The organism is Psychromonas sp. KJ10-10 (genome assembly GCF_047323245.1).
In the GTDB taxonomy this organism is placed as follows: Bacteria; Pseudomonadota; Gammaproteobacteria; order Enterobacterales; family Psychromonadaceae; genus Psychromonas.
In genome coordinates this window covers 1,336,181-1,360,797 of the sequence record NZ_CP178826.1, presented here as the reverse complement: position 1 = coordinate 1,360,797, position 24,617 = coordinate 1,336,181, and the positions used below count along the sequence as shown (strand labels likewise).

At 37.0% G+C, this 24,617-nt stretch carries 22 protein-coding genes, 1 tRNA gene and 7 pseudogenes; 7 read left to right on the top strand and 23 right to left on the bottom strand.

Translation table 11 applies throughout. The features are described 5' to 3' along the window. Window positions 1–10 precede the first annotated feature (10 nt). From flgE to ACLKMH_RS07735, 6 genes and pseudogenes are all read right to left on the bottom strand, one after another. A complete protein-coding gene (gene flgE / locus ACLKMH_RS07760) occupies window positions 11–1,396 on the bottom strand; it encodes a flagellar hook protein FlgE (protein WP_413701501.1) in 1,386 nt (461 codons plus the stop codon). A 12-nt stretch (window positions 1,397–1,408) separates the two neighbouring features. After that, window positions 1,409–2,101: a flagellar hook assembly protein FlgD gene (locus ACLKMH_RS07755; protein WP_413701500.1), complete on the bottom strand. Its 693-nt coding sequence runs from the start codon at window positions 2,099–2,101 to the stop codon at window positions 1,409–1,411. Between the two features lie 9 nt (window positions 2,102–2,110). Then, window positions 2,111–2,529: pseudogene (gene flgC, locus ACLKMH_RS07750) on the bottom strand (flagellar basal body rod protein FlgC). Window positions 2,530–2,549: 20 nt separating this feature from the next. Beyond that, a complete protein-coding gene (gene flgB, locus ACLKMH_RS07745; RefSeq protein WP_413701499.1) occupies window positions 2,550–2,951 on the bottom strand; it encodes a flagellar basal body rod protein FlgB in 402 nt (133 codons plus the stop codon). A 351-nt stretch (window positions 2,952–3,302) separates the two neighbouring features. Then, a pseudogene (locus tag ACLKMH_RS07740) lies at window positions 3,303–4,132 on the bottom strand (CheR family methyltransferase). Window positions 4,133–4,146: 14 nt separating this feature from the next. After that, window positions 4,147–5,083 (bottom strand): annotated as a pseudogene (locus ACLKMH_RS07735) (chemotaxis protein). 117 nt (window positions 5,084–5,200) lie between these two features. On the opposite strand from ACLKMH_RS07735, the gene flgA reads away from it, so the two are divergent. From flgA to ACLKMH_RS07720, 3 genes are all read left to right on the top strand, one after another. Continuing rightward, window positions 5,201–5,890, top strand: a complete 690-nt coding sequence (gene flgA / locus ACLKMH_RS07730) for a flagellar basal body P-ring formation chaperone FlgA (RefSeq protein ID WP_413701498.1) — start codon at window positions 5,201–5,203, stop codon at window positions 5,888–5,890. A gap of 97 nt (window positions 5,891–5,987) precedes the next feature. Further along, window positions 5,988–6,296, top strand: coding sequence for a flagellar biosynthesis anti-sigma factor FlgM (gene flgM, locus ACLKMH_RS07725; protein WP_413701497.1), 309 nt, complete (start codon window positions 5,988–5,990; stop codon window positions 6,294–6,296). A 30-nt stretch (window positions 6,297–6,326) separates the two neighbouring features. Further along, on the top strand, window positions 6,327–6,746 hold the full coding sequence (locus tag ACLKMH_RS07720) for a flagella synthesis protein FlgN (RefSeq protein ID WP_413701496.1): 420 nt from the start codon (window positions 6,327–6,329) through the stop codon (window positions 6,744–6,746). A gap of 62 nt (window positions 6,747–6,808) precedes the next feature. Here the strand turns inward: ACLKMH_RS07720 and ACLKMH_RS07715 are convergent, their stop codons facing one another. The 3 genes from ACLKMH_RS07715 to ACLKMH_RS07705 all read right to left on the bottom strand — a co-directional run bounded on the left by ACLKMH_RS07715 (window position 6,809) and on the right by ACLKMH_RS07705 (window position 8,067). Next, the gene (locus ACLKMH_RS07715; protein WP_413701495.1) at window positions 6,809–7,273 is read right to left on the bottom strand and encodes an LPP20 family lipoprotein; all 465 of its coding nucleotides are present in this window, start codon (window positions 7,271–7,273) and stop codon (window positions 6,809–6,811) included. A 64-nt stretch (window positions 7,274–7,337) separates the two neighbouring features. Next, window positions 7,338–7,838 (bottom strand): FlgO family outer membrane protein, encoded by a 501-nt coding sequence (locus ACLKMH_RS07710; protein ID WP_413701494.1) that lies wholly within the window; start codon window positions 7,836–7,838, stop codon window positions 7,338–7,340. A 46-nt stretch (window positions 7,839–7,884) separates the two neighbouring features. After that, complete coding sequence (locus tag ACLKMH_RS07705; RefSeq protein WP_413701493.1) at window positions 7,885–8,067, bottom strand: hypothetical protein; 183 nt, start codon at window positions 8,065–8,067, stop codon at window positions 7,885–7,887. Between the two features lie 285 nt (window positions 8,068–8,352). On the opposite strand from ACLKMH_RS07705, the gene ACLKMH_RS07700 reads away from it, so the two are divergent. The 4 genes and pseudogenes from ACLKMH_RS07700 to ACLKMH_RS07685 all read left to right on the top strand — a co-directional run bounded on the left by ACLKMH_RS07700 (window position 8,353) and on the right by ACLKMH_RS07685 (window position 11,585). After that, a complete protein-coding gene (locus ACLKMH_RS07700) occupies window positions 8,353–9,513 on the top strand; it encodes a flagellar assembly protein T N-terminal domain-containing protein (protein ID WP_413701492.1) in 1,161 nt (386 codons plus the stop codon). A 308-nt stretch (window positions 9,514–9,821) separates the two neighbouring features. Further along, a pseudogene (locus ACLKMH_RS07695) lies at window positions 9,822–10,636 on the top strand (SulP family inorganic anion transporter); the annotation flags it as partial. Between the two features lie 22 nt (window positions 10,637–10,658). Beyond that, a complete protein-coding gene (locus tag ACLKMH_RS07690) occupies window positions 10,659–11,408 on the top strand; it encodes an STAS domain-containing protein (RefSeq protein WP_413701491.1) in 750 nt (249 codons plus the stop codon). 101 nt (window positions 11,409–11,509) lie between these two features. After that, window positions 11,510–11,585, top strand: a tRNA-Arg gene (locus tag ACLKMH_RS07685). 133 nt (window positions 11,586–11,718) lie between these two features. Here ACLKMH_RS07685 and ACLKMH_RS07680 read toward each other — a convergent pair. The 14 genes and pseudogenes from ACLKMH_RS07680 to ACLKMH_RS07615 form a co-directional block, all read right to left on the bottom strand. Beyond that, window positions 11,719–12,246: a hypothetical protein gene (locus ACLKMH_RS07680; RefSeq protein WP_413701490.1), complete on the bottom strand. Its 528-nt coding sequence runs from the start codon at window positions 12,244–12,246 to the stop codon at window positions 11,719–11,721. A gap of 93 nt (window positions 12,247–12,339) precedes the next feature. Beyond that, window positions 12,340–12,561 carry a hypothetical protein gene (locus tag ACLKMH_RS07675; protein WP_413701489.1) on the bottom strand — a complete coding sequence of 74 codons (222 nt, stop codon included), beginning with the start codon at window positions 12,559–12,561 and terminating at the stop codon, window positions 12,340–12,342. Next, window positions 12,533–13,045, bottom strand: a complete 513-nt coding sequence (locus tag ACLKMH_RS07670; RefSeq protein ID WP_413701488.1) for an NAD(P)-binding protein — start codon at window positions 13,043–13,045, stop codon at window positions 12,533–12,535. The genes ACLKMH_RS07675 and ACLKMH_RS07670 overlap by 29 nt, the downstream gene beginning before the upstream one ends. Beyond that, the gene (locus ACLKMH_RS07665; RefSeq protein WP_413701487.1) at window positions 12,940–13,191 is read right to left on the bottom strand and encodes a hypothetical protein; all 252 of its coding nucleotides are present in this window, start codon (window positions 13,189–13,191) and stop codon (window positions 12,940–12,942) included. Before ACLKMH_RS07665 ends, ACLKMH_RS07670 begins: the two co-directional genes overlap by 106 nt. Beyond that, window positions 13,191–17,714 (bottom strand): annotated as a pseudogene (gene gltB, locus ACLKMH_RS07660) (glutamate synthase large subunit). The gene ACLKMH_RS07665 and the pseudogene gltB overlap by 1 nt, the downstream one beginning before the upstream one ends. 651 nt (window positions 17,715–18,365) lie before the next feature. Then, a complete protein-coding gene (locus ACLKMH_RS07655) occupies window positions 18,366–18,938 on the bottom strand; it encodes a DUF3833 domain-containing protein (protein WP_413701486.1) in 573 nt (190 codons plus the stop codon). A 34-nt stretch (window positions 18,939–18,972) separates the two neighbouring features. Next, window positions 18,973–19,551 (bottom strand): chalcone isomerase family protein, encoded by a 579-nt coding sequence (locus tag ACLKMH_RS07650; RefSeq protein WP_413702284.1) that lies wholly within the window; start codon window positions 19,549–19,551, stop codon window positions 18,973–18,975. Next, window positions 19,517–20,074: a DUF2878 domain-containing protein gene (locus tag ACLKMH_RS07645; RefSeq protein WP_413701485.1), complete on the bottom strand. Its 558-nt coding sequence runs from the start codon at window positions 20,072–20,074 to the stop codon at window positions 19,517–19,519. The genes ACLKMH_RS07650 and ACLKMH_RS07645 overlap by 35 nt, the downstream gene beginning before the upstream one ends. Then, window positions 20,067–21,312, bottom strand: a pseudogene (locus ACLKMH_RS07640) (class I SAM-dependent methyltransferase). Before ACLKMH_RS07640 ends, ACLKMH_RS07645 begins: the two are co-directional and overlap by 8 nt. Window positions 21,313–21,323: 11 nt before the next feature. Beyond that, window positions 21,324–21,578, bottom strand: a complete 255-nt coding sequence (locus tag ACLKMH_RS07635) for a DUF1365 family protein (protein WP_413701484.1) — start codon at window positions 21,576–21,578, stop codon at window positions 21,324–21,326. Window positions 21,579–21,622: 44 nt separating this feature from the next. Continuing rightward, the gene (locus tag ACLKMH_RS07630) at window positions 21,623–22,117 is read right to left on the bottom strand and encodes a DUF1365 domain-containing protein (protein ID WP_413701483.1); all 495 of its coding nucleotides are present in this window, start codon (window positions 22,115–22,117) and stop codon (window positions 21,623–21,625) included. Continuing rightward, a pseudogene (locus tag ACLKMH_RS07625) lies at window positions 22,114–23,407 on the bottom strand (NAD(P)/FAD-dependent oxidoreductase). The gene ACLKMH_RS07630 and the pseudogene ACLKMH_RS07625 overlap by 4 nt, the downstream one beginning before the upstream one ends. Next, complete coding sequence (locus ACLKMH_RS07620) at window positions 23,404–24,195, bottom strand: SDR family NAD(P)-dependent oxidoreductase (protein ID WP_413701482.1); 792 nt, start codon at window positions 24,193–24,195, stop codon at window positions 23,404–23,406. The pseudogene ACLKMH_RS07625 and the gene ACLKMH_RS07620 overlap by 4 nt, the downstream one beginning before the upstream one ends. Then, window positions 24,192–24,617, bottom strand: a complete 426-nt coding sequence (locus ACLKMH_RS07615; protein ID WP_413701481.1) for a nuclear transport factor 2 family protein — start codon at window positions 24,615–24,617, stop codon at window positions 24,192–24,194. Before ACLKMH_RS07615 ends, ACLKMH_RS07620 begins: the two co-directional genes overlap by 4 nt.

Below are 24,617 nucleotides of genomic sequence, written 5' to 3'. Positions count from 1 at the left end.
GATATTAAAATTATCTAATCTGTAGGATAGTTTGTTGTAGGGTATTATTAATTTCTAAGGCACGTGAGTTTGCCTGGAAGTTACGCTGTGCAGTAATCAAATCAACCAATTCTGTCGTTAAATTGACGTTTGATTGTTCAAGTGCAGCAGAGTTAATCGACCCAAATGAACCTGAATCAGCTTCACCAGCAATCGGGTCTCCAGAGGTTTGAGAAGCAGTCCAAGTTGAACCAGACTGAGTTAACCCCTGTTCATTTCGAAAACGAACAATAGCAACACGCGCTAACGCCTCTGAGGTGCCATTACTATATGATGCTTGAACCAAGCCATCGTCTGCAATCTCAACACCCGTTAACCGGCCAACGGTTAATCCATCTTGCTCTAGTGAGGTTACTTCAAAACTAGAATCAAATTGTGTTGGGTCGTCATAATTGATTGTAAAGCTTTGATCGCCATCAGCACTTGCATCTAAAACATTGGCACCGTCTATTCCTAATGACTCATATGTAAGTGTGGCAGGACTACTACCAGAATAGCCACCAATACTGTTAAATGATAATACAACCCCATTATGTGTATTACCATCAGCATCAGTATAACTAGCCGTTTTTTGAACTGCGTCTACTGCACCGTCACCATCATCATCGACTCCATAGGTTCCAGCAATAGAAGTAGTACCATCTGTTGGATCAACTGGTACACCATCAACTTCAACAAAAGATACCCAGTTACTTGTACCAGAATAAGTCGCATTTTCAGGCTTGATATAATAAGTACTCGCGATATGAGATCCACCCAAAGAGTCATAAATAGTCACAGAAGTAGAACCAGTATAAGTCTCTGGATCATCAGGATCAAAGTTAGCAGGATCTAATTCCTCTTCACCAGAGGGTAAGTTGAGAGTCATATTAATCTCTGAGGTTTGTACAGGTGTACCCGCTGTTTCTGGTATTGCAATCGCACCAGTTGTACTTAAGCTAACAGAGGAAGAAGTGCCATCTGCATTTACCGGAAATGCTTGCAAGTAATTGCCATCATTATCAACGATGTAGTTTTGGTTATCTAATTTAAATGCTCCGGCACGCGTATAACTCAAGTCACTTTCTTCTAAACCGCCAGCAGTAGCAAAAAAACCACTACCAGTGATCGCCAAGTCTAATGGATTTTGTGTGAATTTTAGGCTACCTTGATGAAATTGTTGTGCCACTGAAGACACTGAAGCACCATCACCGACTTTAGTTGCGTTATTGGTAAATAGGGAGCTAGCATAAACACTTTCAAACTCTGCTCGTGACTCTTTAAAACCGACAGTGCCAACATTGGCGACATTGTTTGCCGTAGTATCTAAGTCTGTTTGCGCGACCGAGATCCCACTTAATGCAATATTAAAAGACATAATAATTTCCTCTTATTTGTTTTCTGCAACTTCAATTGCATCAGAAAGTGCGATACCATTTAAACCCTGTAGGTTTAAATTCACGCTCGTTTGTCCGCCACCTAAGCTAACACTTTCAACATGTGCATAAGTAGCAACTAGTAATTCTTCTCCGGCACCATTCACTGTGCCATTCGCTTGTAAAGTATAAGTACCTTCAGGTAAGCGATTTCCTTCACTGTCTAAACCATCCCAGGAAAAGCGATGATTTCCAGCGCCAATATCACCTAGGTTAATATTTCGAACAACCGCTCCAGCACTATTTTGTACACTGACAATGGCATTATAAGCGCCTGTTTCGGTATTAATTGAACCAGATAAATCACCACTTTCAGCGAGGTAACCAACATTATCAGGAATCAATACTTTCTTACCAACCAGTGAAGAAGCCTCTAATGCTTGGCTAGAAGTAAGCACTTCTTTTAAACCAGCAAATTCTGTGCCCATATTGGTTATCCCTTCCGCAGTTGTGAAGGAGGCCATTTGTGCAATCATTTCTGAGTTTTCAACAGGCTCGAAAGGGTCTTGGTAGGCAAGTTGTTGTGACAAGAGGGCAAAAAAGTCCTCCTGTTGTAACTGTTGCTCCGCATCAATCTCAGCGTTAGGCGCAATTTGCTCTGTGGTAAGCGGTGTGGTTAAATTTAAATAGGAATTAATAGCAGTCATAACTTACCCTTAGCTTTTGCCCATTTGTAATGTTCGGCTTAGCATTTGTTTGGTCGCATCTGCGATTTGTACATTAGTTTGATAAGAGCGTGATGCACTGATCATATTTGCCATTTCTTCCATCACATTAACGTTAGAATGAAAAATAAAACCATCTTCATCAGATTTTGGGTGATTAGGTGCATACTCTCTAGTTAATGGCGCGTCACTTTCTACAATACCTTGAACTTTGACACCGACACTGCTAGCTAATCCCCCTTGGCACGATTTAATTCCGCGGCAAATACTGGGTGGCGAGCTTTATAGGTTTCATCACGATTACTACTGACACTATTAGCATTAGCTAAGTTACTTGCAGTGGTATTTAAACGAAGAGATTGTGCACTCATGCCCGTTGCTGAAACATCTAATACTTTAAATAAACTCATAATTATTCTCCTCGCATCAACTATTGACCTTTAATCGCTTTACGCAGACTTGAGATTTTACTGTTTAAAAAATCTAAACTTGCTTGATATTCCAAACTATTTTTCATAAACAAGTTTCGTTCAACTTCTGTATCAACAGTATTACCGTCGCCAGTATCCGGCTGATTTGCGACACGATACAACTCACCTGATTGTGCCATTGAAAATGATTGAGCAAATTTATGGCTTTCATGGGTGCGATTCAAATGTACCCCAGATCTTGTTTTTGCATTTTGTAATGCATCTTTAAAGTTGATATCACGCGCTTTATATCCAGGCGTATCAGCATTGGCAATATTGCCAGCTAATATTTCTGTTCGACGAGAACGAATTCCAATCGTGTGCTGATGAATACCAAATGCTTTATCAAAGTTAATCGCCATAAATTTCTCCTCTTGTTTTTACAATGCAAGGTGTATGCCACAATAAATTTGACACTCTTCAATGGCAGATAAAATTAAAAATAGAAGGAACTACAATGGCAAGAATATAAATAGAATAAAATTGTTAACTCGATATGACTTAAAATTCAACGATATAAATTAATTAATACTATAAAAATCAATAACAAAGAAAATTAATTATCAAACAAAAAATTGAAATTAATTATTTTTAGCATTAATTATTTTGACTTTGATGTTTGCTTAGATTGAGTGTTTATAGGAAGGCAAAGATAAATAATGTCTTGCTAGGCAATTATTGCCTCTTTAAATGAAAAAGAGGCAATGAGGCAGTTACCCCTTTAACTTGTATATGATACCTGGATTACAGCGCACCATATCAAATTTAGAAGTAAGGCCAGTTAATGATTCTGATGCACCTAAAATTAAGTATCCACCTGGATTAAGAGCACCAGCGAATTGATTTAAAATACGTGATTTCACATCACTGGAAAAATATATCAATACATTACGGCAGAAAATAATATCGAATTTACCAAGGCTCGCATAACTATCTAATAAATTATAATTTCGAAAACTGGTCATTTTTTTGACTTCTGGCTTAATTTGCATTTTACCAGAGCCATCATTCAAACTAGTAAAAAACTGCCTTTTACGATCATCAGCTAAACCTCGAGATAGCGCCAATGTATCATAAGTGCCCTTTTTACATTGCTCCAACATCGAATTAGAAATATCAGTACCAACAATCTGTACATTCATACCTAATACAGACTTCTGCTTTTGATATTCTACTGCAGTCATCGCAATCGAATAAGCCTCCTGACCAGAGGAGCTTGTCGCTGACCACATCTTAATGCTCTTTTTTTCTCTAATATTTCAGGAAAAATTTTATTGGAAAGCAACTCAAATGGATATTTATCACGAAACCATAATGTCTCATTGGTTGTCATCGCATCAATAACAGCAGTTCTTAATTCTCTATTCTTGTAGCTCATTGACTGTTTGATTAACTCAGAAAGGTCATCAATAGAAAACTTGCTCATTAAAGGAATTAGTCGACTTTTCACCAAATATTGTTTATTTGCACCGAGCACAATGCCACATTGTACTTCTAAAAAGTCGGAAAATTGCTTATATATTTCATCTGAGAGTGCTCTCACGAATAATTTCTCACTTATCTTTTAAGTTGGCTTTCTAAATTGATCACCTTTTGTACTGCGGTGGCTAACTCATCAGGGTTAAATTTTGCAATAAAATCATCTGCCCCTACTTTTTCAACCATAGCCTGATTAAAAACACCACTTAGTGAAGTATGTAAAATAATATGAAGCGCAGACAAGATCTGGGTTAGTTTTTACTTCAGATGTTAACGTATAACCATCCATTTCCGGCATTTCAACATCTGAAATCATTAATGCATAGCGTTCAATAACCGGTTGAGTTTTAGCGACTTCTTTTAATAAATCAAGTGCTTCTTTACCATCTTTTACTAAATCACACTCAATCCCAAGGGCAGTAATAGCACGTTGGATTTGTTTTCTTGCCACTGAAGAGTCATCTGCGACTAATATTTTCTTCGCACCCATTTTTTCTTGGATATCATCATCAATCACATCACTGGCAACTTCAGTATTTACTGGCGCTATTTCATCAAGGATTTTTTCAACATCCAATATTTCAACAAGTGAACCATCGATTTCAGTCACTGCGGTTAAATAATTATAACGACCAACACCATTAGGTGGTGGCAGGATATCCTCCCAGTTAATATTAATAATACGTTCCACTGAACCAACTAAAAACCCTTGAATTGAACGATTGTACTCGGTAATAATAATAAAGCGCTCTTCGATATTATCGATCGCCCTTCCACCCGTCGCTAAATTCATATCGATGACAGAAATAGTTTGTCCTCGTATATGAGCAACTCCCCGTACTGCATTATGCAATTTAGGTAATGCCGTTAGTGGAGGGCACTGTAAAACCTCTTTCACTTTAAAAACATTAATACCGTAACGTTGAATTCCACCTAGCTTAAACAATAATAACTCAAGTCTATTTTGTCCTACTAGTTGAGTCCGTTGATTCACCGAATCTAACACACCAGCCATATTCTATTCCTTCTATCGTATAGGCAATTACAAATAAAACGTTCTATAATGTACTTAATACATCATTATATTTACATAATTCCGCAGTGATACGTCACTCCGAACAGGGCAATTATTTTGATACGCTTTATTATTCTTTTATTTAGTCTAGTCTGCTCTTATAGTTTTGCTGACACTAATTACAGAAAAGAGTTAGAAAACTTTGCACAAGCACTTGTTTTAGAGAAATATCACTCATTGTACCAGCTACAAGAAAACGAAAAACTACAATTAAAAGTAGCCCCATTAGACAAACGTGTTAATTACCCAAAATGTGAAACAGGGCTTGTTGGCGAAATAGTTAACGATAAAATCAAATTAACAACATCCGTCAAAGTAACTTGTTCAGATGAAAAACAATGGATTAATTATATTCGCGTTAAAGTAAGCGTCTTGCAAAAAATCGTAGTAGTCAATGACTCATTAAGCAAAGGTCAAGTAATAACACCCGATAATATCAAGTTAATTTATATGGATAAATCACAGATCAGAAATGGTGGATTTGATTCCCTAGATGGCCTATACGGTGTTCGTTTAAAACGTAATTTAACAGCAAACAAAGTAATTAAAGATCGTGATGTTTGTTATGTTTGCAAGGGCGACAAAGTTACCATTAATGCGTTGAAAACAGGGTTAGCAATTACTGCATCAGGCATTGCTTTGCATGACGCGAATATTGGTAATACGGTCAGAGTTAAAAATAGTCGCACACAGCGTATTGTTGTTGGAACCGTATCCGGACTTAAAAGGATTAATGTTTCATTTTAGAAATAAATACTCTTTTGTTAAAATAAAAGCTAAAATAGCTAAAGAAATAACCAAGCATGCCGACACTATTAATAAGTATTCTTTTTGGAAGATAATTATGAGTATAAGTATCAATCGACAAGCCACACAAAAAAACATCGTTGTAGAACAGAATCAAGCTAAAAAGCAACAGGAAGTTAGCAAGCAAGGTGTTGATAGCACTAGTAAAAACCAAGATTCTGTACAACTTACTTCACAGGTACAAAGCCTTAATAATATGCAAGCGACAAGTGAGCCTCAGGTTAACACGCAAAAAGTTGAGACACTAAAAGCGGCTATTTTGAATGGTGAGTATAAAGTTAATACTGAACGTTTGGCTGAAAAATTAAGTAAGTTTGAAGGTGATTTTGGAAAAGCATTCGCATAATTTTGTATATAGTGAAAAAAGATAAACATAATGCTACAAGATAAATTATCGCAACAACTACAACATATCCAAGATCTTCAAGTAATCCTCGAAGAGGAAAAACGCTGTTTAACAGAAAAAGACTTCTCTACCTTTAGTGAAATCTTATTTAATAAGCAAAAAGTACTACAAACTATCTCTACACTTGATCAACAATTAACAACACAGCAAAACCTTAGCGAAATTGCTCAAAGCCCAGCTTTAAATGAAATAAAATCCGCGCTAGAAATACAGTTAAAAAACTGTCAAAAAGTTAACGCCATAAATGGGAAGTTGGTAGCCCTCAGCATGAAGAGTAACAAGCACTTTTTACAACTGATGACACAAGCGACTGGAAAAAATAGCGTAACCTATGATCAAAAAGGTTCATTGAATAGTGGCAAACTTCTCGGTAAAAACATTCAAGCCTAATATATGCAGGCTTATTAAACTTCACCTGTAAAAACATTCGCTATGCGTTTCAATTATCACCATTAATAATAAACTGTATCTTCAACTCTGATAGCTTGGCTTCCTTTATGTTTAAACTCAGGTGCTTGTAAAAAAGGCAGGGTTTTCATATCCAATTCTAGTTCAGTGATATAAACATCCCCTTCATGATAACTTTTCATGACTTTCGCGCCTTTTACCAAACCTTTCACTTTCGCTTCAATACTATTATTACCCAAAACAGAGCCATCGATACTACCATCTGCGGCAATCAGTACACCAAACACTTGCTCAGCCATTTCTTTATAGGCTTCTAATTTAGAGGCTTTAATCGCATTGAGTACTTTCATATCAAAACTATTACCTGGTTGAGCTTCTATCGGCGCATAACCAACGGAGGTAAAGGTATGTGCATAGTTTTGATCCACTTTGACGGGGGTTATTTGACTATTGTGACTACAGGCAGATAATAGAGAAACAGCCAGAATGGCTGATAGATATACTTTCATAATAAATTCCTTGCTTGATCATTAACAACGCTAACAATGATCAAGCAAGAACTAAGCCATATATTTATCTTACAATACGTACCTGCGCTTTATTTTGTTGTACTAGACGACTATCGCGCTCATAATATTTTTTGTTCTGATAATCATATTGCCCACCAACAAATAAATTATGAGGAATAAAGGCACTACTGGTTGATTCAACAAGGTTTGAGTTAGCATTAACAATACGCATATTAAAGATCATACCTTCTTCATTACGCGACATAGTCCCAGTTAGAATACGGCTAACATTGACATTTTTATTCAGCTTCGTCCAATCTCGCGTTAAAGCAAACTCTCCTGCATTGGTTAACTGGATATTACCCGTTAATTTAAAATCAATAACCGGTAGTTGACGAATATGTAATTCATGAATAAATTGCTCAGAAACAGTTTGTCCTAACCAGTTTGTAACAGAGTGATCATTCAAGTCTACGATTGATGTTAAAGCAATAGTCTCTGAATGATATTTTTTAGGATAGTTATACAACAGTTGCTCTGCCATTTTACTGACTACTTCCGACAAAATTAACGACTTCTCTCCGTTAAAAGAATATAAATGGCCATACCCATTAGATTCTGTTGGTACACCTAGTTCTCTCTCGGTTTGCTTCTTTTTCTACATCTGCTTGGCTAAAAGAATGTGAAACATAATAATAAAGATATTCATCATCATGCTTTCTCTGTGTTTTATTTTGATTTTCTTGCCCAGACACTTCCTGCTCTTTATCAGACATACTGGTATCAGCTGTCATACTGCACCCTTGTAAGATGAAGAGTGATACGCCAATTAATAATAATTTTTTCATAGATACCTGCCTCGAAGAAAATAATAATTTTTAAATTCAATTAAGGTATCGGCAACGCTTCAAATAACTTTAACTTAACAACCATATTTTTCAAAAACTAACCTATGGTATAAATATTGCTTAGTCTAACCAATGGTATAAATATTATCTGAAGCATTTAAGGTTAACTTTAAAGCTAAGGGTTAAATTTATTATCTTAAATATTCAATAGAGTAAAAAATGAAGGTTTTTATGAATAAATTTACTTTCTTTCTTTTAGCATTTTTTTCAAGCATGTCTTATTGTCAATGGTTTGAATCCTCTGCTAGCGCCCCCGTTATCGATGGCGATTGGGAAAGTGCACGAGAACGCGCCATTAAAAAGTCCGTGAAAAATGCACTCTCTTACTCGGGAGGTACAATATCTAGCTTGCAACAAGTCAGCAATGGTGTGCTTGTTGAAAATAACCTCGTTTTAAATAGTGAGGGTGAAATTAGAGCATTAACTATTATTAACGAAAAAAAGCAACACGATAGTAGTGGTGACTCAATTCACCTCACCGTAAAAGTGGATATACAAACACCAGAAAATATTTGTTATGGCAGGAATTTTCCTAAATCTATTGCCCTTTCCCGCTTTAAATTAAATACACCAGTTCAGGCCGTAGATGGCAAAATATTCGATATAAATAAACTTGTTAGTAAGACGCTATTTAACCAATTAACGCACTCCTCACAAAGCCTTGATGTTCGTCAGTATGTCAATACCCCTCTCCGATTAGGAGAGCAATACCAAGATAACCGACAGGTTGATACTTTACATTCGATTGCCTCCAGTACTGATAGCCAATTTATTATCTATGGCGAGATAAACGATGTATCGGTTAGCTTTAAAAGCAAAAATTCACTCGGTTACTGGATCAACAATCCGATACGACATTTTTATATAACTATATACCTCTACGATGCTTTACAGGGGAAGTTATTATCAAATAAACAATATAGAACTGAAGCTGAATGGCAATATGGAGAACATGAAGAAGCAGATTTACAGAGCAAATCTTTTTGGGGTAATGATTATGGGCAATCAATCCTTACTTTACTTGATGATGTTACGGTTGATTTAGAGAGGCAATTACAATGCCTACAACCCATTGCAAAGGTAGTATCTGTAAATAACAATACCTTACGAATCAACCTAGGAGAAAATAATGGGCTTGCTAATGATGCTCAGTTAACTATTTTCTACTCGACAACTGAGAAGGATCAATTTGGTATAGAGCGAAGCACCAGAAGCCAATATCAAGGTGCAATGAAGGTTATCGAAGTTGAACAAAAAAGTGCGATTCTGCGTACCCTTGACAATTTACCATTGGGAAATATTCAAATTAACGACCTTGCACGTATTAAGTAACTATTTGAGAGTTTTTCATAATAAGAAAACTTAACTCCTTGGTAATAAAGCCAATTTAAACTTCAGAAATTTATTGGTTTTATTACCTTAAAAATCTACTTTCTATAAATTTGAGATTATTTATATCGCTTATTGAGAATTGTTTTCTGGAAGAGTAACGCGATCTACTTCTCATTAAACCTAAAGAAAGTAGGTGTACCTTGTTTTTTGCCTTAAAAAAATCCATCGCTAACAAACCAACTCTTTCAGACATTCAAGCAAACATACTAGCGGGATTAGCTGTTGGTATCATTGCATTACCTCTGTCCATGGCTTTAGCAATCGCCAGTGGCGTTCCTCCACAGCATGGTTTATATACAGCAATTATTTCTGGTCTTTTTATCGCTATATGTGGTGGCTCTAAAGTAAATGTATCAGGGCCAACCGCGACCTTTGTTGTGGTTTTATTACCTATAGTTCATCAATTTGGTATTGGTGGCTTGCTAATTAGCGGTTTTATGGCCGGCATTCTTTTAGTTTTAATGGGCGTAGGTAAACTTGGTAAACTAATTGAAATAGTTCCTTATCCCGTCATTATTGGCTTTACAGCAGGCATCGGAGTTGTAATAGGTACCTTACAAATAAAAGATTTTTTAGGGTTAACAATTACTCATTTTGAAGGAGATTACCTCGATAAACTCTCCTTGATTCTTTTTTCATTACCTTCAATTAACTTTCAAGAGTTTTTTATCGGTGCTATTACCATCATTATTTTAATTTTATGGCCTAGATTACGCTCAAAAATTCCGGGGCACCTTATCGCACTATTAGTTGGATCTATTATTGCGTGGGGCCTGAGCAATATTTTTCAAGGTTTTTCCGTCGCTACTATTGGTAGTCGTTTTCAATACGATATAAACGGCCTAGTTGGAAATGGGATCCCAGCTATTTTGCCTTCCTTTGAATGGCCATGGAATTTAGCAAATGCAAATGGAGAGCCTATTGGAATAGGCTTTGATCTTATCAAATTATTATTACCCTCCGCCATTACCATCGCTATATTGGGAGCTTTAGAGTCCCTATTATGTGCAGTTGTTGCTGACGGAATGACTGGTAAAAACACAACCCAAATGATGAACTTATTGGTCAAGGTATTGGTAATATGATTGCACCATTATTTGGTGGGATACCAGCAACGGCGAGCAATTGCACGTACCACTGCAAATATAAAATCAGGAGGAAGCTTGCCACTTGCCTCCTTTGTTCATGGTTTATTTATTCTTGCTTCTATACTCGCACTAACCCCTTTATTAGCTTATATTCCAATGGCTTCTATGGCGGCTCTATTATTAGTTGTTGCATGGAATATGAGTGAAGCCAAACACTTTATTCGCACTATTAAAGTTGCCCCAAGGGATGATGTGATTGTCCTTATTATCTGCTTCTTGTTAACCGTACTGTTTGATATGACCATTGCTGTTGCTGTGGGAATTGGATTAGCAACTGTTTTATTTATTCGTAAAAGCATTAATTTAACCGATACAGCACGTATTGATAAAAGCCATGAGGCCTATGGCGAACTCTCAGATGACATGGTTATCTATGATATTAATGGATCTCTATTTTTTGGCTCCGCACAAAAAGCATTACAAAGTATCTCTATCGTCACTCCCAACCTACGTGCTGTTATACTGGATATGACAGAAGTTAACATGTTAGACATGAGTGCAATCATGGCGCTAGAGTCAATTAAAGACAACCTTGCAAAACAGAAGGTAGCTTTGGTTATTAATAATTTACAACCGCGTATGGTGCTGAAATTACGTCGTGCAGGCATTCGTTTCAAACCCGGTAAAATGAGATTTTCACGAACCTTAGAGGATGCCATTGCTTGTGCAAATGACATGCTTGACTAGCAAACAAAGAATAAAACCATTAAAGCACACCACTAACAGGGATTTTATATCGAATTAAATAGCAGTCTGTATTACAATCTATGTGTTAGTTTAATAATAAAGTCCCCTTAGTTCAGTTGGATAGAACAAGAACCTCCTAAGTTTTAGACGTGCGTTCGAGTCGCGCAGGGGACACCACCTCTCTCTTTCCTAATAAGTGCAAACCTAAAAAGCATACCTAACCTTGTATAAAAACAGTGGCAATAAAAAAAGCCCCTGCTTAAATTAATAAGCAGGGGCTTGTGTGTCGTTAATGAAATCGATTAATAATTTATGAGTTCGATAACATTAAAGAATCAGCAATACCTTCCAAGTTCGTATTACCCATTAGGTATTCGTCGATTGCACGTGATGCTTCACGACCTTCATTGATACAACGAACAATCAAAGACTGACCTGTGCGCATATCACCAGCGACAAATATACCTGCTTGAGTGGTTTGGAAATCAGATGTTTTAACGTTACCACGCTCATCTAGACCAATCTCAAGCTGTGCTAATACACCCGTTGGTTCTGGATGTAAGAAACCCATTGCCAAGAATGCTTTAGTACAAGGAATTGAACGTACAGAACCTTCAATTTCTTTAAAGTTAGGACGTTGGCCCGGAGCGACTTCTTCCCATTCGATATCAGCAACAACTAACTCTTTAACGTTGCCATTTTCATCACCAATAAATTCTTTAGTAAGAATTGACCAGTGACGCTCAACACCTTCTTCATGAGAAGTGGTTGTTTTCAAGATCATTGGGTATGAAGGCCAAGGCATGTTTACTGTTCGTTTTTCAGGTGGAATTGGCATTATTTCCACTTGTGTAACAGAAGTGCGCCATGACGGTTAGATGTACCAACACAGTCAGAACCTGTATCACCACCACCGATAACCACAACGTGATCATCTGCGAGCATGAATCTCTTCAGTTTTAAGATCCATACCGTTTGCGCGGCGGTTATTTTGACCTAAGAATTCCATTGCAAAATGAACACCTTTCAAATCACGACCAGGAATAGGTAAATCACGAGGAACCGTAGAACCACCTGTTAATAAAACAACGTCAAATTGCTTACGTAACTCTTTAGCATCAAAATCAACACCGATATGAGCATTCACAACCATTTTGATTCCGAGTCGCTTCCATTACCGCAATTTTACGATCGATAACATCCATGCCCAATTTAAAGTCAGGGATACCAAAACGCAGTAAACCACCCACTTTTTCATCACGTTCATAAACAGTAACAGTATGACCGGCACTATTTAGTTGCTCAGCGTACGCTAACCCTGCAGGACCTGAACCAATAATAGCAACGGTTTTACCTGTACGTGAAGTTGGAATTTTTGGCTTAACGTATCCATTTTTATAAGCTGTTTCAACGATATTTTTTTCGATGTTACAGATAGTAATTGGATCTTGGTTAATACCTAATACACATGAACTTTCACAGGGAGCAGGACAAACACGACCAGTAAATTCAGGGAAGTTATTTGTCGAGCTTAAAATTTCCCATGCTTCCTGCCAACTATCACGGTAAACGGCATCATTGAACTCAGGAATAATATTGCCGATCGGACAACCGCTGTGACAAAAGGAACACCACAATCCATACAACGAGAAGCTTGGTCATTAATTTTCTTCCCAAACTCATCCATTTGTACGAATTCTTTATTATCTTTTAGACGCTCTTCAACTGGCAGTTTACCCGGCAGTTCACGACCTAATTCTAAAAATCCAGTAGGCTTACCCATTATGCTTCTCCTTTCGCACGTGCGACTAGTACGGCTTTGTAATCACGAGGCATGACTTTTACTATTTTACCTAAACTCGCTTCAACATCCGATAGGAATGCAGTTACAAGATTAGATTCTGTTAGCTCAAAGTGTTTTGTTACTTTAGCAACAATTAAATCTTTATCCGCTTGTTCTAAAGGATCAAGGTCAACAAGTTCCATATTACAGTTAGCTTCAAAAGAGCCATCTTCATTCCAGACATAAGCAACACCGCCACTCATACCTGCTCGCAAAGTTACGACCTGTTGAACCTAAGTTAATCATGATACCACCAGTCATATATTCACAACCGTGGTCACCTAGACCTTCAACAACCACTTCAGCACCAGAGTTACGTACACAGAAACGTTCACCAGCCATACCATTAATATATGATTCGCCAGATGTAGCTCCATAGAAACATACGTTACCTACGATGATATTGTCTTTAGAAACTATGTCTGAATTACGGTGCGGGTAGATAATAATTTGTCCACCAGACAAACCTTTACCCCAGTAATCGTTGGCATCACCCTCAACGGTAAACTCAACACCTTTAGCAAGGAAACAACCAAATGATTGTCCTGCTGAACCGTTAAATTTAACTTTCATAGGTTGTGGTAGACCTTGATCGTTGTACACCTTAGAGATTTCGTTAGAAAGCATGGTGCCACAAGAGCGGTCAATATTAGTGATAGGGAAACTACCCGTCACTGCTTCACCATTTTCAAGTGCAGGTTTAGCAAGTTCGATTAATTGTCTATCTAATACAGCTTCTAGATTATGGTTTTGACCAATTTGGTTAAACATACCATCTTCTTTTTTGCCTGTTTGCTTAAACAAGATAGTGCTTAAATCTAGGTTTTTGTATTTCCAATGTTTGATATCTTCACGTACTTTTAGGTTCTGTGTTTGACCAACCATTTCATTGATGGTTTTATAACCTAATTTAGCCATATTCTCACGCATGCCTTGTACCATGTAACCAAAGAATGTAACAACATCCTCTACACGGCCATCAAAGCGTTCACGTAATGTTTTATTTTGTGTTGCGATACCAACAGGACAAGTATTTAAATGACACTTACGCATCATAATACAACCTTCAACCACTAATGCAGCGGTTGCTACGCCCCACTCTTCAGAACCTAGTAGTGCGACAATAGTTAAATCACGTGGTGTTTTCATCTGACCATCAGCCTGTAAAACGATACGATTACGTAATCCGTTTTTCATTAGCGTTTGATGCGCTTCTGATAATCCAAGCTCCCAAGGTAAACCAGCATGACGAATAGAAGACAGTGGAGATGCACCTGTACCGCCGTCAAAACCAGCAATTAAGATAACATCTGCTTTTGCTTTTGCTACACCCGATGCGATTGTACCAACACCAGCTTCTGATACCAATTTAACGTTAACACGACCAGCACGGTTAGCATTTTTCAAATCATAAATTAGCTGTGCTAAATCTTCGATTGAATAAATATCATGATGTGGTGGTGGTGAAATCAGACCAACACCTGGAGTAGAGTGACGTGTACGACCAATCCAGTCATCAACTTTATGACCTGGTAATTGTCCACCTTCACCTGGTTTTGCACCCTGTGCCATTTTAATTTGGATTTCAGCAAGCATTACTTAAGTAATATGAAGTTACACCAAAACGACCTGAAGCAACCTGTTTGATTGCAGAAACGTTCCCAGTCACCGTTTTCTTTTGGTAAGAAACGAGCAGGATCTTCACCACCTTCACCAGAGTTCGATTTCGCACCAATGCGATTCATTGCAATAGCAAGTGTCGAGTGAGCCTCATGAGAGATAGAACCAAATGACATTGCACCTGTTGCAAATCGTTTCAGAATGTTTTCAGCCGGTTCAACTTCATCAATTGAAATAGGTCCTGTTGCATTAGGCACAAATTCAAATTGACTACGTAATGTTGCGAGCACTATCGCCCTGCGCATCTACCGCATTAGCATATTCTTTAAATTGCTCATAGTTTTTATTACGCGTTGACTGTTGCAATAAAGAAATCGTTGTTGGGTTGAATAAATGTTTCTCACCACGTTGCTTCCATTGGTAAACACCACCCACATCTAAACGTTGCATTGGAACAGCACGTAATGGGAAAGCATAACGATGACGAATTAAGATTTCATCAGCGATATCATCAATTGATAAACCTTGAATTCGAGTCACAGTGCCTTTGAAGTACGCATCAACAACTGATTTACTTACACCAAGCGCTTCAAATATTTGTGCGCCTTGGTATGACTGGATAGTCGAAATCCCCATTTTCGAGAAGATTTTTAATAATCCTGCATCAATTGCATATTTATAAGAAGCAAATATGTCAGCGACAGTTTTATCAGCAGGAAGACGGTTCTTCGCTTGCAAATCAACAATCATTTCTTCAATTAAGTATGCATTAACCGCTGATGCACCGTAACCAATAACTGTTGCAAAATGATGTGTTTCACGAACATCACCTGTTTCTACAACAAGGTCACATAACGCACGTAAGCCACGTTTGATTAGGTAATGATGTACCGCACCTGTTACTAACATAGCAGGGATTGGCGCGTGATCTGAAGTTGCATTACGATCAGAAAGAATAATGATTGAATAACCATCATGTATCGCATCTTCTGCATAACGACAAATACGGTTTAAGGCTTTGCTTAAACGCCCTTTTTCACCCGTTGCTAGGAACAAAGTATCCAGTGTTTTTGCTTGTAAATGCTTATCATCAAGTGCATTGATTTTTTGTAGTTCAGCATTACTTAATACTGGCGACTCAAGCTCTACTTTATGACAATGTGCAGGCGTTTCAGATAATAAGTTTTTATCTTTACCTAGGTAAGTATTTAACGACATTACCATACGTTCACGAATCGGATCGATTGGTGGGTTAGTTACCTGTGCAAATAATTGCTTAAAGTAATGTGATAAATGTTGTGATTGATGAGAAAGTACCGCTAATGGCCAATCCACCCCCATTGCACCTAGTGGCTCTTTACCATCTAGTAACATTGGTAGAATGATTTCGCTAACTTCTTCAGAGCTTACACCGAAAGACTGTAAACGCGTTAATAACTGACCATCATTTGGTTGGATATTACGCTCTAAGGCGACTGGTTGCTCCTCTAGTTTAACTAGATTATCTGATAACCATTTTTCGTAGGCAGTCTTGCTGTCGCAATCGTACTTTTAACTTCATCATCAGAAATGATACGACCTTGCTCTAAGTCAGCAACAAATATACGACCAGGTTGTAAACGACCACGTGATTTGATGTTTTCAGGTTTAATATCAACAACACCACTTTCTGACGCCATGACTAAGAAGTCATCTTTAGTCACACAGTAACGAGAAGGACGTAAACCATTACGGTCAAGTGTTGCACCTACTTGCACACCATCGGTGAAACAAACAGAGGCAGGGCCATCCCATGGTTCCATTAAGCTTGCATGATATTGATAGAAAGCGCGACGTTTAGGCTCCATCTCTTTATTTTCTTGCCATGCTTCTGGAATCATCATCATTAATGCATGAGGAAGACTACGGCCAGAAAGTACTAACAATTCTAACGCCATATCAAAGCTTGCAGAGTCAGACATGCCATCTGTACAAATAGGCATTAACATATTCAACTCTTCACGAGTGAAGTATTCAGCTTCTAATAGTGCTTCACGCGCTTTCATCCAGTTGATATTACCGCGAACCGTGTTAATTTCACCATTATGGGCGATATAACGGAAAGGTTGCGCTAAACGCCAACGAGGGAATGTATTCGTTGAGAAACGTGAATGAACTAGTGCAAGTGCCGTTACCATGCTTGGATTTTGTAAATCAAGGAAGTATTGAGGCACTTGTTCAGTAGTTAACTGGCCTTTATATACAATTGTTTTGTATGAAAAAGTATTAATATAGAAGTTATCTTCGATTCCAGCGACAGACTGTAAACAAATACGGGTTGCATAATTACGTAAAATAAATGATTTACGTTCTAATACATCAGGTGACATTTCGATTCCACCCGTTACGAACATATGTTCGAACTGTGGTTCAGTACTCAAAGGATCAGCACCAATCATTGAGTTATCTGTTGGCAGAACACGGTAACCTATTACTTCAAGACCTAAACGCTCTGCTGTTCGCTCTAAAATATCGCGACATTCATTACGTTGATTTTCATCCTGTGGGAATAACACGGTTCCTACAGCGTATTGATCAAACTTAGGTAAAGTAATACCTACTTTTAGCGCTTCAGTCACTAAGAATTCATGCGGCTTTTGTAATAAAATACCAGCACCATCACCACTACAAGGATCGCAACCTTGACCACCACGATGCTCCATGCGCGCAAGCATATCTAAAGCTTGTGTCACAATAGCATGTGATTTACTATTTTTTAAATGTGCAACAAATCCGATACCACAGGCATCGTGTTCCATTTCCGGCACATAAAGGCCTTGAGCGTTTTGCTCTATATTAGTCATAAACATGTCCTTCAAGATAAAATAGCAGTTATTTGTACTACTATTTCAGTTCTAATGTTTTCGAAGTGCATTATCTTATTTAGTGAATAAACTGAAAAACAGGTACTTCTTTTTGATTTTCAATCCATAGGAAAGTAGATTTTTTAGAGAATATTTCTAACAAACTAACATTCCGATCCTATAAATAAGGCGCACAGCATCCTATAAGCACAAGGCTCAAACACCATTCCATCGAAATAAACCTACATAACAAGCGTAACACAGGCGTGATTTTGCTGGTATTCTATCGTTATAGCGACATAAAATCCAATATTCTTATACACAAATATCTGAGATAGTTGTTAATGGCTTGTAAATCAAAGGGAGAAGGGGAATTATTTTTTATCTACAGGGGTAATTGAGAGGCTTTTTAGGCACAAAAGACCACAAAAAAGCTCAAAAAACACTCAATATGGGATATAATTTGCCATTTAGCAGAGGACAAGTGAATATAAATTCATTTTTTATGATTAATTACGCTAAAGATCTATAATCTTGCTAGCTTACCTTTGTGAGGCGACTCAATGTTCAAACAGAAAAAAGAAGTATTGTAATACAAATTAAAGCGCAAGCTTCACAAAAACAATAAAACACATTATTAACCTAACTCGACTATTTTATTTTACGGATAGATAAAATAACTTCCCCTACTTTAAAGCCCCATTTTTTAATATAACTGCGATTAATGACATTGTGATCATCGATTCGATATAACCAATCATCAAACACAACCCTGTAGGTTGTTCCTTCGACGGTTAAATCCATTTCATAATCCCAATGCAAGGCCATTCCTAAGCTTTCACCCGATGCAACATCAATGATGTCGTTAGCCCTGCCTTGATAGGTTCCATCATCATTTTTAGTGATAATCCATGTACGCTTAGATTGCTCACCATCGTCAAAGGTAAACCACTCTTCTAGTGTAAGTTGTTCTTTATCCAAAGCATTAGATTTACTAATATTTCCCAGCATTATCACACTGAATCGCCTTGTCACTAAGCCTTTTCGATCCATAACAACACCTTTAGCTTCGAGCTCACCATTAAAAAAATGTAAAACATTAAAATCAGGTTTAGTATTATTATAATTTTTTATATCAGGACTACTACATGCGCTTATTGTAAATATTATCAATAAGTTAAATAACAAACTGAATACTTTAAATTGTTTTTTTAGTAATCTCATATTAATTCCATTCATTAATTCGCTAGATTTTTACTCATAACGCTAAAAGTTGACGTCGTAATTTAGGTTGTGATGTCTTTTCCGATAACCAAATCGCCAAAAAAGCATTGCAAAAATCTTCGTTAGGGATACGACCTATTAGTTCTTGATTATAATAAAAATAACCTTCTTTATTCTCCGCCACATGAAAAGTTAAACTGTCGCCCTTATTTATATCTGGCCATATTTGATGCAGTAGCTGTAGCCAATTTTTTAACTTTTCTTCATCCACATCATGCAATAACCATTGCTCTTCAGTGGCTTCAATTAGACTATTTTTTTTAATGTTTTTTAGGTAATTAATAGTTAATACCTGCGGATGACTTTGCTCATTGTACTTCCCCGTTGAAGTAAACAATGAGGCATGATAAATATCTAAAAACATCCAGGACATAGTCCCCTCCCCCACTTTTATCAGTTGCTGAGGTAAAGAAGTTGCGTTAACAGTGTGATGAGAAATTAAGATAAAGAAGATCGCAATGAAGGAAGTAAAATAATTTACCTGCTTTCTATTGAAAAGACTTTCCGCTACAAAGCTTCTATGCAAAGGATGGATGCACTTTGTTTTTTTCATCATATTTATCTTTTATTTTTAATGAAATGAAAATATATACGGGCAAAGTCAAAGACCAGATCAATATTAAGCAAATAATAGTGAGCATTTCGCCAAAGGGATAATCAACTGCCCCTAATTTGTATGCGCTGTAATAACTAAGTGCACCAAATACGCCACCTAATACAGCTTGAACGGGAACAGGTAAGCGATTTAACCAAGCCATACTATAATGAAATGTTAAGGCAAAATTAGCCCATAGGAATATTAACCACAAAGGCAACAACAGCCCATCTTTAAAAGAAAAAACATTTACATAAGAAAAGCTAAAATCAACTAAACAGCCAGCGAGGGTGATACAGAGTAAAGTTAGCCAATCTCTGCTACGGTGCGGGCTGACTAGAAAGTGGCTAGCTAGGATAATAGATAATATTATTAATCCTTGTTGTTGCATATTAACAGCCACTAACCATGAACTTTGGAAGCTAATAAAATTAAATACCATAAAGCTACGAGGCCCTAAACTAAAGGACTTGTTAAGCATCTCTATAACCAGGCTTAGCGACAACAAGGTGAACAGTACTAATAGTTCTCTCTAAAAATGCCCCTTCGCAGTAACATAAATAAAACTGCCACAGGCGAATAAAGTCGTCACCGTAACCCATTTTTCTAATATTACTAAGTTGCGCATCAAACCTTTCAAACCAATGCTTCAAGGTTTTAGCATAATCCTGACCAATGTCATGCAATCCAGTAATCACCATATCTGTTTTACTGGCAACATTGTCCGCCATAATATTAATAGAGGGTAAACAACCACCGGGGAAAATATACCTTTGAATAAAATCAACACCTTTACGATATTCATGGTAACGTTGGTCAGAAATAGTAATCGCCTGAATAAGCATTTTACCTTCTGGTTTTAAGTGTTTATTACAGGTTTCAAAAAAGCTAGCTAAGTACTCATGTCCAACAGCTTCAATCATCTCAATCGACACTAGTTTGTCATATTGCCCATCAAGTTCTCGATAATCTTTACATAGAAGGGTAATTTTATCCTCTAAACCGAGTGATGTTATGCGTGCCTGAGCGTATGCAAATTGCGCATCGGAAATAGTTGTGGTTGTAACGTTAACACCATAATGTTGAGCGACATAAATGGCTAACGCTCCCCACCCTGTGCCAATTTCAAGTAAGGTTTCACCGGGTTGAAGATCTAAACGCTGACAAATAGTATCAAGCTTATGTATTTGCGCTTCATCTAAGGTTGATTCTGGGTGAGCATAAATTGCACTGGAGTACATCATCTCTTTATCGAGGAAGGTCTCATACATGTCATTACCCAAATCATAATGGGCCAATATATTCTTTTTTAGAGCCGGCTTTAGTATTTTTACGCGCTTTATGATAGAGCCATTTAGGTAAGGATAATACTTTTGCAAAAGACTTTTCTAGGCCTTCTCGCACGCCCTTCTCTCGCCCTAATACCTGAATTACTTTGGTCAAATCTGGGCTTCTCCACCAACCATCAATATATGACTCGCCAGCGACAATGGAACCACCCAATAAAATGCGTTTGTAAGTTTTAGGGTTATCAATATACACAACCGCTTTAAGAGAGGCCTGACTGTCTCCAAAAACAATAGTCTCTTGTTTATCCACTAGGGTTAATTGGCTCTCAGATAGATTATTGAGTAGTTTAATAAGAATTTTTTTTGCCGTTTTATCAAGCATATTAACCACTTGTAATGCCTCAACTGTTTGTACATTTTCTAATGACATGCTTTTCCCCTTTATTTTTTAGCATATGCTACGTAAGGCACACCCTTTATGAATAACTTTAATGCTTGCCAATAAATACCCCATAAGGTTTTCAGTGTCATTATCGGTATAGAAGCAATGCATCGCCTTAAATTTGCATTTGTAAAGTCCATTCTTTTCATTATTAAACTGGCATCAAAAAGTTTTTCACCAGAAGTTAAATGATTATTTTGAATATGTAACTTTAACTGTTCATCGGGCTTTTTAATTAACCACTGATATTGCATATTTAAGTCCATGAAAGGGGATACGTGGAAAGCTTTCTCTGAGATCAGTTTTTGTGGATTTTTTTGTCTTCTGTTTGATTTAGCGGAATTAAATAATAATGTCGTTGGTTCCAGGGAGTATTACTCACCTCTGCTAACAAGGTGATCAACTCATCTTTTTCATCAAAACAATAATAAAGATTGATAGGACTAAAATAGATCCCAAAGCATCTTAATTGACCAATAAAGACGACCCTTTCAGGTTTATCCTGTGCACCTAAACTTTGTATTTTTTCCCACACAAACTGTTTTGATAATTGAGATTGATGAGTCAGGTAATCACTGGCCTTTAAGGTTAAAGGGGCAAATTTATTGATTTTAAACCAAGGGCTAAGTGTATTTAGCTCGGGTAACTCATCTAAATCAATCGCTAATAAAAACATTTCATATTTAAAGCTATGTTTTTTGGGAGTAAAACGTCGATGACTCACCCAGCCTTTATAAATACCAGATTTAAAGCCTGCAGTTTTTTTAGTTAAACAAGCGGTTTCCTCACTCATAATGTCAACCCAAAACGCTTACAAACATCTAATGCGCTACGGACTCCATCTTCATGGAAACCGTTATACCAATAAGCACCTGCAAAATGAGTATTATTTTTTCCACAAATATCTAAACGCCTTTCCTGTGAATTTAAACTACTTGCATTAAATACCGGATGATCATACTGATAAGTGGCTAATATTTTTTTCTCATCAATTAACTTAGTTTGATTTAAAGTAATACAGAAAGTCGGTGCTTGTTTCTGGCAAATTCTGCAATATTTTCATGTTATAAGTTAAAGTCGCAGGACGTAAATTGTCGCTATTCAAGTGATAGTTCCAAGCCGCCCAAGCATTTTTCTCAATCGGTAACATACTTTCATCATGATGCATCACCACTTCATTTTTTTGATATTTTAAACCACCTAACACGGATTTTTCATGTTCTGTAATATCACTCAACATAGATTGTGCTTGATCGCTATGGCAAGCTAAAACGACATCATCAAAGTACTGCCATTCGCCGTTATTCACTTATAGCTCAACACCTTTTGACAAACGTCTTACGGCAGTTACTGGAGAATTCAAATAAATTTTGTTCTCAAATCCCTTAACCAAAGGTTTAATATATTGTTTTGAACCACCGGGGATCACATACCACTGTGGGCGATTAGTGATGCTTAATAAACCATGGTTATAAAAGAAACGGATAAAGAAATACAGGGGAAAAGCTTTCATTTCAGTCAGGCTAGTTGACCAAATAGCGACGCCCATAGGCAAAATATAATGATTAGAAAAATATTCAGTAAAGCCATGATGTTGTAAAAAATCACCTAAATTCTGGCTACTATCAACTTGTTTATCTGCCCACAATTTTTTACAAAGCTTATTAAATCGTAGAATTTCTTTTATTAAAGTTAAAAATTGCATATTAAAAATATTAGAACGTTGCGCAAATAAACCATTTAAGCCACTACCGCTGTACTCCAAGCCAGTATCTTGATTACGCACACTAAAGCTCATTTCTGTTGCTAAGCGTTGTACACCAATTTGAGCAAGTAGTTTCTCAAAGTTAGGGTAAGTTCTATCATTAAAAACAATAAAACCAGTATCTATTTGCCAATTTTTACCATCGAAATCAACGTCTTTAGTTGCAGTATGCCCACCAATATAATCACCACTTTCAAAGACACGTATATCATGCTTTTGATTAAGCAAATAAGCACAGGTCAATCCAGAAATACCAGTACCAACAATGGCGATTTTCTTTTTTTGAGTCGCATCAGTTTTAATATTTAAATCTGTCATTTTTGTAATGTCCTTGCGCTGAACCAATGCCAAAAGCTTTCTGGCAAAAGAGCGATACTTTTTAAAATCAGAGTAAATTTCTTAGGAAAATGAATATCGAATTGGCGCTTATTAAGGCCGTTAACAATAAAATCAGAGGCTTCTTCACTACTAATACACATTGGCATTTTAAAATCATTCTTATCAGTCAGTGGCGTTTTAACAAAACCAGGTCTTATCAAACTGACATCTATGTTATGTTTTTTTAAGTCAATCGCTAAACTGCTAGCAAGATAAGCAATGCCTGCTTTACTGGCACCATAAGCTTGCGCTCGGGAAAAAGGCAGAATACTGGCGCTTGAGCCAACTAAGGCAAGTTGGCCACCAGCCACAATCTTAGGTAATAAAGCTTGTAAACAGTACCCCACAGAAATTAGGTTAGTATTAATAACTCGGGCAAATAATTGTCCATCGAAGTGCTGAGCATCGTTTATATATTCACAATTACCGGCGTTTAAAATCACTAAATCTAATTGTGGAAGTGAAGAAAAAGCCTCTGTAACTTGCAATTCTTCGGTTAAATCTACTTGTATAGCAGTAACATTATTATTACACACCAATAGTGATAATTTTTCAGGGTTTCTTCCACAGGCAATTACGTTCCAGCCCATACTGAGGTATTGATTACACAAAGCCTCGCCAATGCCAGATGTTGCACCGGTTAATAGCAATGTTTTACAGTGTGACTGTTGTGATGGATTTGCAGGCTGATTAGGTGGTTGCTTGAATGTATCATCAAGGGTATTCATGTTCTCACCCTATTTTTAATGCCTTTTATCACTCTACCAACTAATGGAATATGCTCATACAACATTTGCCCCATATCGACATAATCACGGTGAAAATCTATTTTTTCGGAAAAGACAAGAAAAGAACACCCTTCTACAGTTACCATTTCTCCGGCATTTATTTTTTGATGAGCATATTCCATTCGCCAAACAAGGCAAGCTTGCCCCTCTTGTTCGATCATATCGCTAATAATAAAACGACAATAATGCATGTTTTCATAAAGATGCTGAAAATATGCAGTTAATGCACTTAGCCCTTTTATTTTTTCGACTGCATCAACAAACTCAATCTGCTCGCTATATACCTCTTTTAATTGATCAAGATTATCACGATCTAAATTTTGATAGATGTGACAAAACTTTTCTAATAGTGGAGATCCCAT

Coding starts and splice junctions, on each gene's coding strand:
- flgE (WP_413701501.1), bottom strand. CDS start 1,396: ATGTCTTTTAATATTGCATTAAGTGGGATCTCGGTCGCGCAAACAGAC.
- ACLKMH_RS07755 (WP_413701500.1), bottom strand. CDS start 2,101: ATGACTGCTATTAATTCCTATTTAAATTTAACCACACCGCTTACCACA.
- flgB (WP_413701499.1), bottom strand. CDS start 2,951: ATGGCGATTAACTTTGATAAAGCATTTGGTATTCATCAGCACACGATT.
- flgM (WP_413701497.1), top strand. CDS start 5,988: ATGAGTATAAGTATCAATCGACAAGCCACACAAAAAAACATCGTTGTA.
- ACLKMH_RS07720 (WP_413701496.1), top strand. CDS start 6,327: ATGCTACAAGATAAATTATCGCAACAACTACAACATATCCAAGATCTT.
- ACLKMH_RS07715 (WP_413701495.1), bottom strand. CDS start 7,273: ATGAAAGTATATCTATCAGCCATTCTGGCTGTTTCTCTATTATCTGCC.
- ACLKMH_RS07705 (WP_413701493.1), bottom strand. CDS start 8,067: ATGACAGCTGATACCAGTATGTCTGATAAAGAGCAGGAAGTGTCTGGG.
- ACLKMH_RS07700 (WP_413701492.1), top strand. CDS start 8,353: ATGAATAAATTTACTTTCTTTCTTTTAGCATTTTTTTCAAGCATGTCT.
- ACLKMH_RS07680 (WP_413701490.1), bottom strand. CDS start 12,246: ATGCCAATTCCACCTGAAAAACGAACAGTAAACATGCCTTGGCCTTCA.
- ACLKMH_RS07675 (WP_413701489.1), bottom strand. CDS start 12,561: ATGGTTGTGAATGCTCATATCGGTGTTGATTTTGATGCTAAAGAGTTA.
- ACLKMH_RS07665 (WP_413701487.1), bottom strand. CDS start 13,191: ATGGGTAAGCCTACTGGATTTTTAGAATTAGGTCGTGAACTGCCGGGT.
- ACLKMH_RS07655 (WP_413701486.1), bottom strand. CDS start 18,938: ATGAGATTACTAAAAAAACAATTTAAAGTATTCAGTTTGTTATTTAAC.
- ACLKMH_RS07650 (WP_413702284.1), bottom strand. CDS start 19,551: ATGAAAAAAACAAAGTGCATCCATCCTTTGCATAGAAGCTTTGTAGCG.
- ACLKMH_RS07645 (WP_413701485.1), bottom strand. CDS start 20,074: ATGCTTAACAAGTCCTTTAGTTTAGGGCCTCGTAGCTTTATGGTATTT.
- ACLKMH_RS07635 (WP_413701484.1), bottom strand. CDS start 21,578: ATGCAATATCAGTGGTTAATTAAAAAGCCCGATGAACAGTTAAAGTTA.
- ACLKMH_RS07630 (WP_413701483.1), bottom strand. CDS start 22,117: ATGAGTGAGGAAACCGCTTGTTTAACTAAAAAAACTGCAGGCTTTAAA.
- ACLKMH_RS07620 (WP_413701482.1), bottom strand. CDS start 24,195: ATGAATACCCTTGATGATACATTCAAGCAACCACCTAATCAGCCTGCA.
- ACLKMH_RS07615 (WP_413701481.1), bottom strand. CDS start 24,617: ATGGGATCTCCACTATTAGAAAAGTTTTGTCACATCTATCAAAATTTA.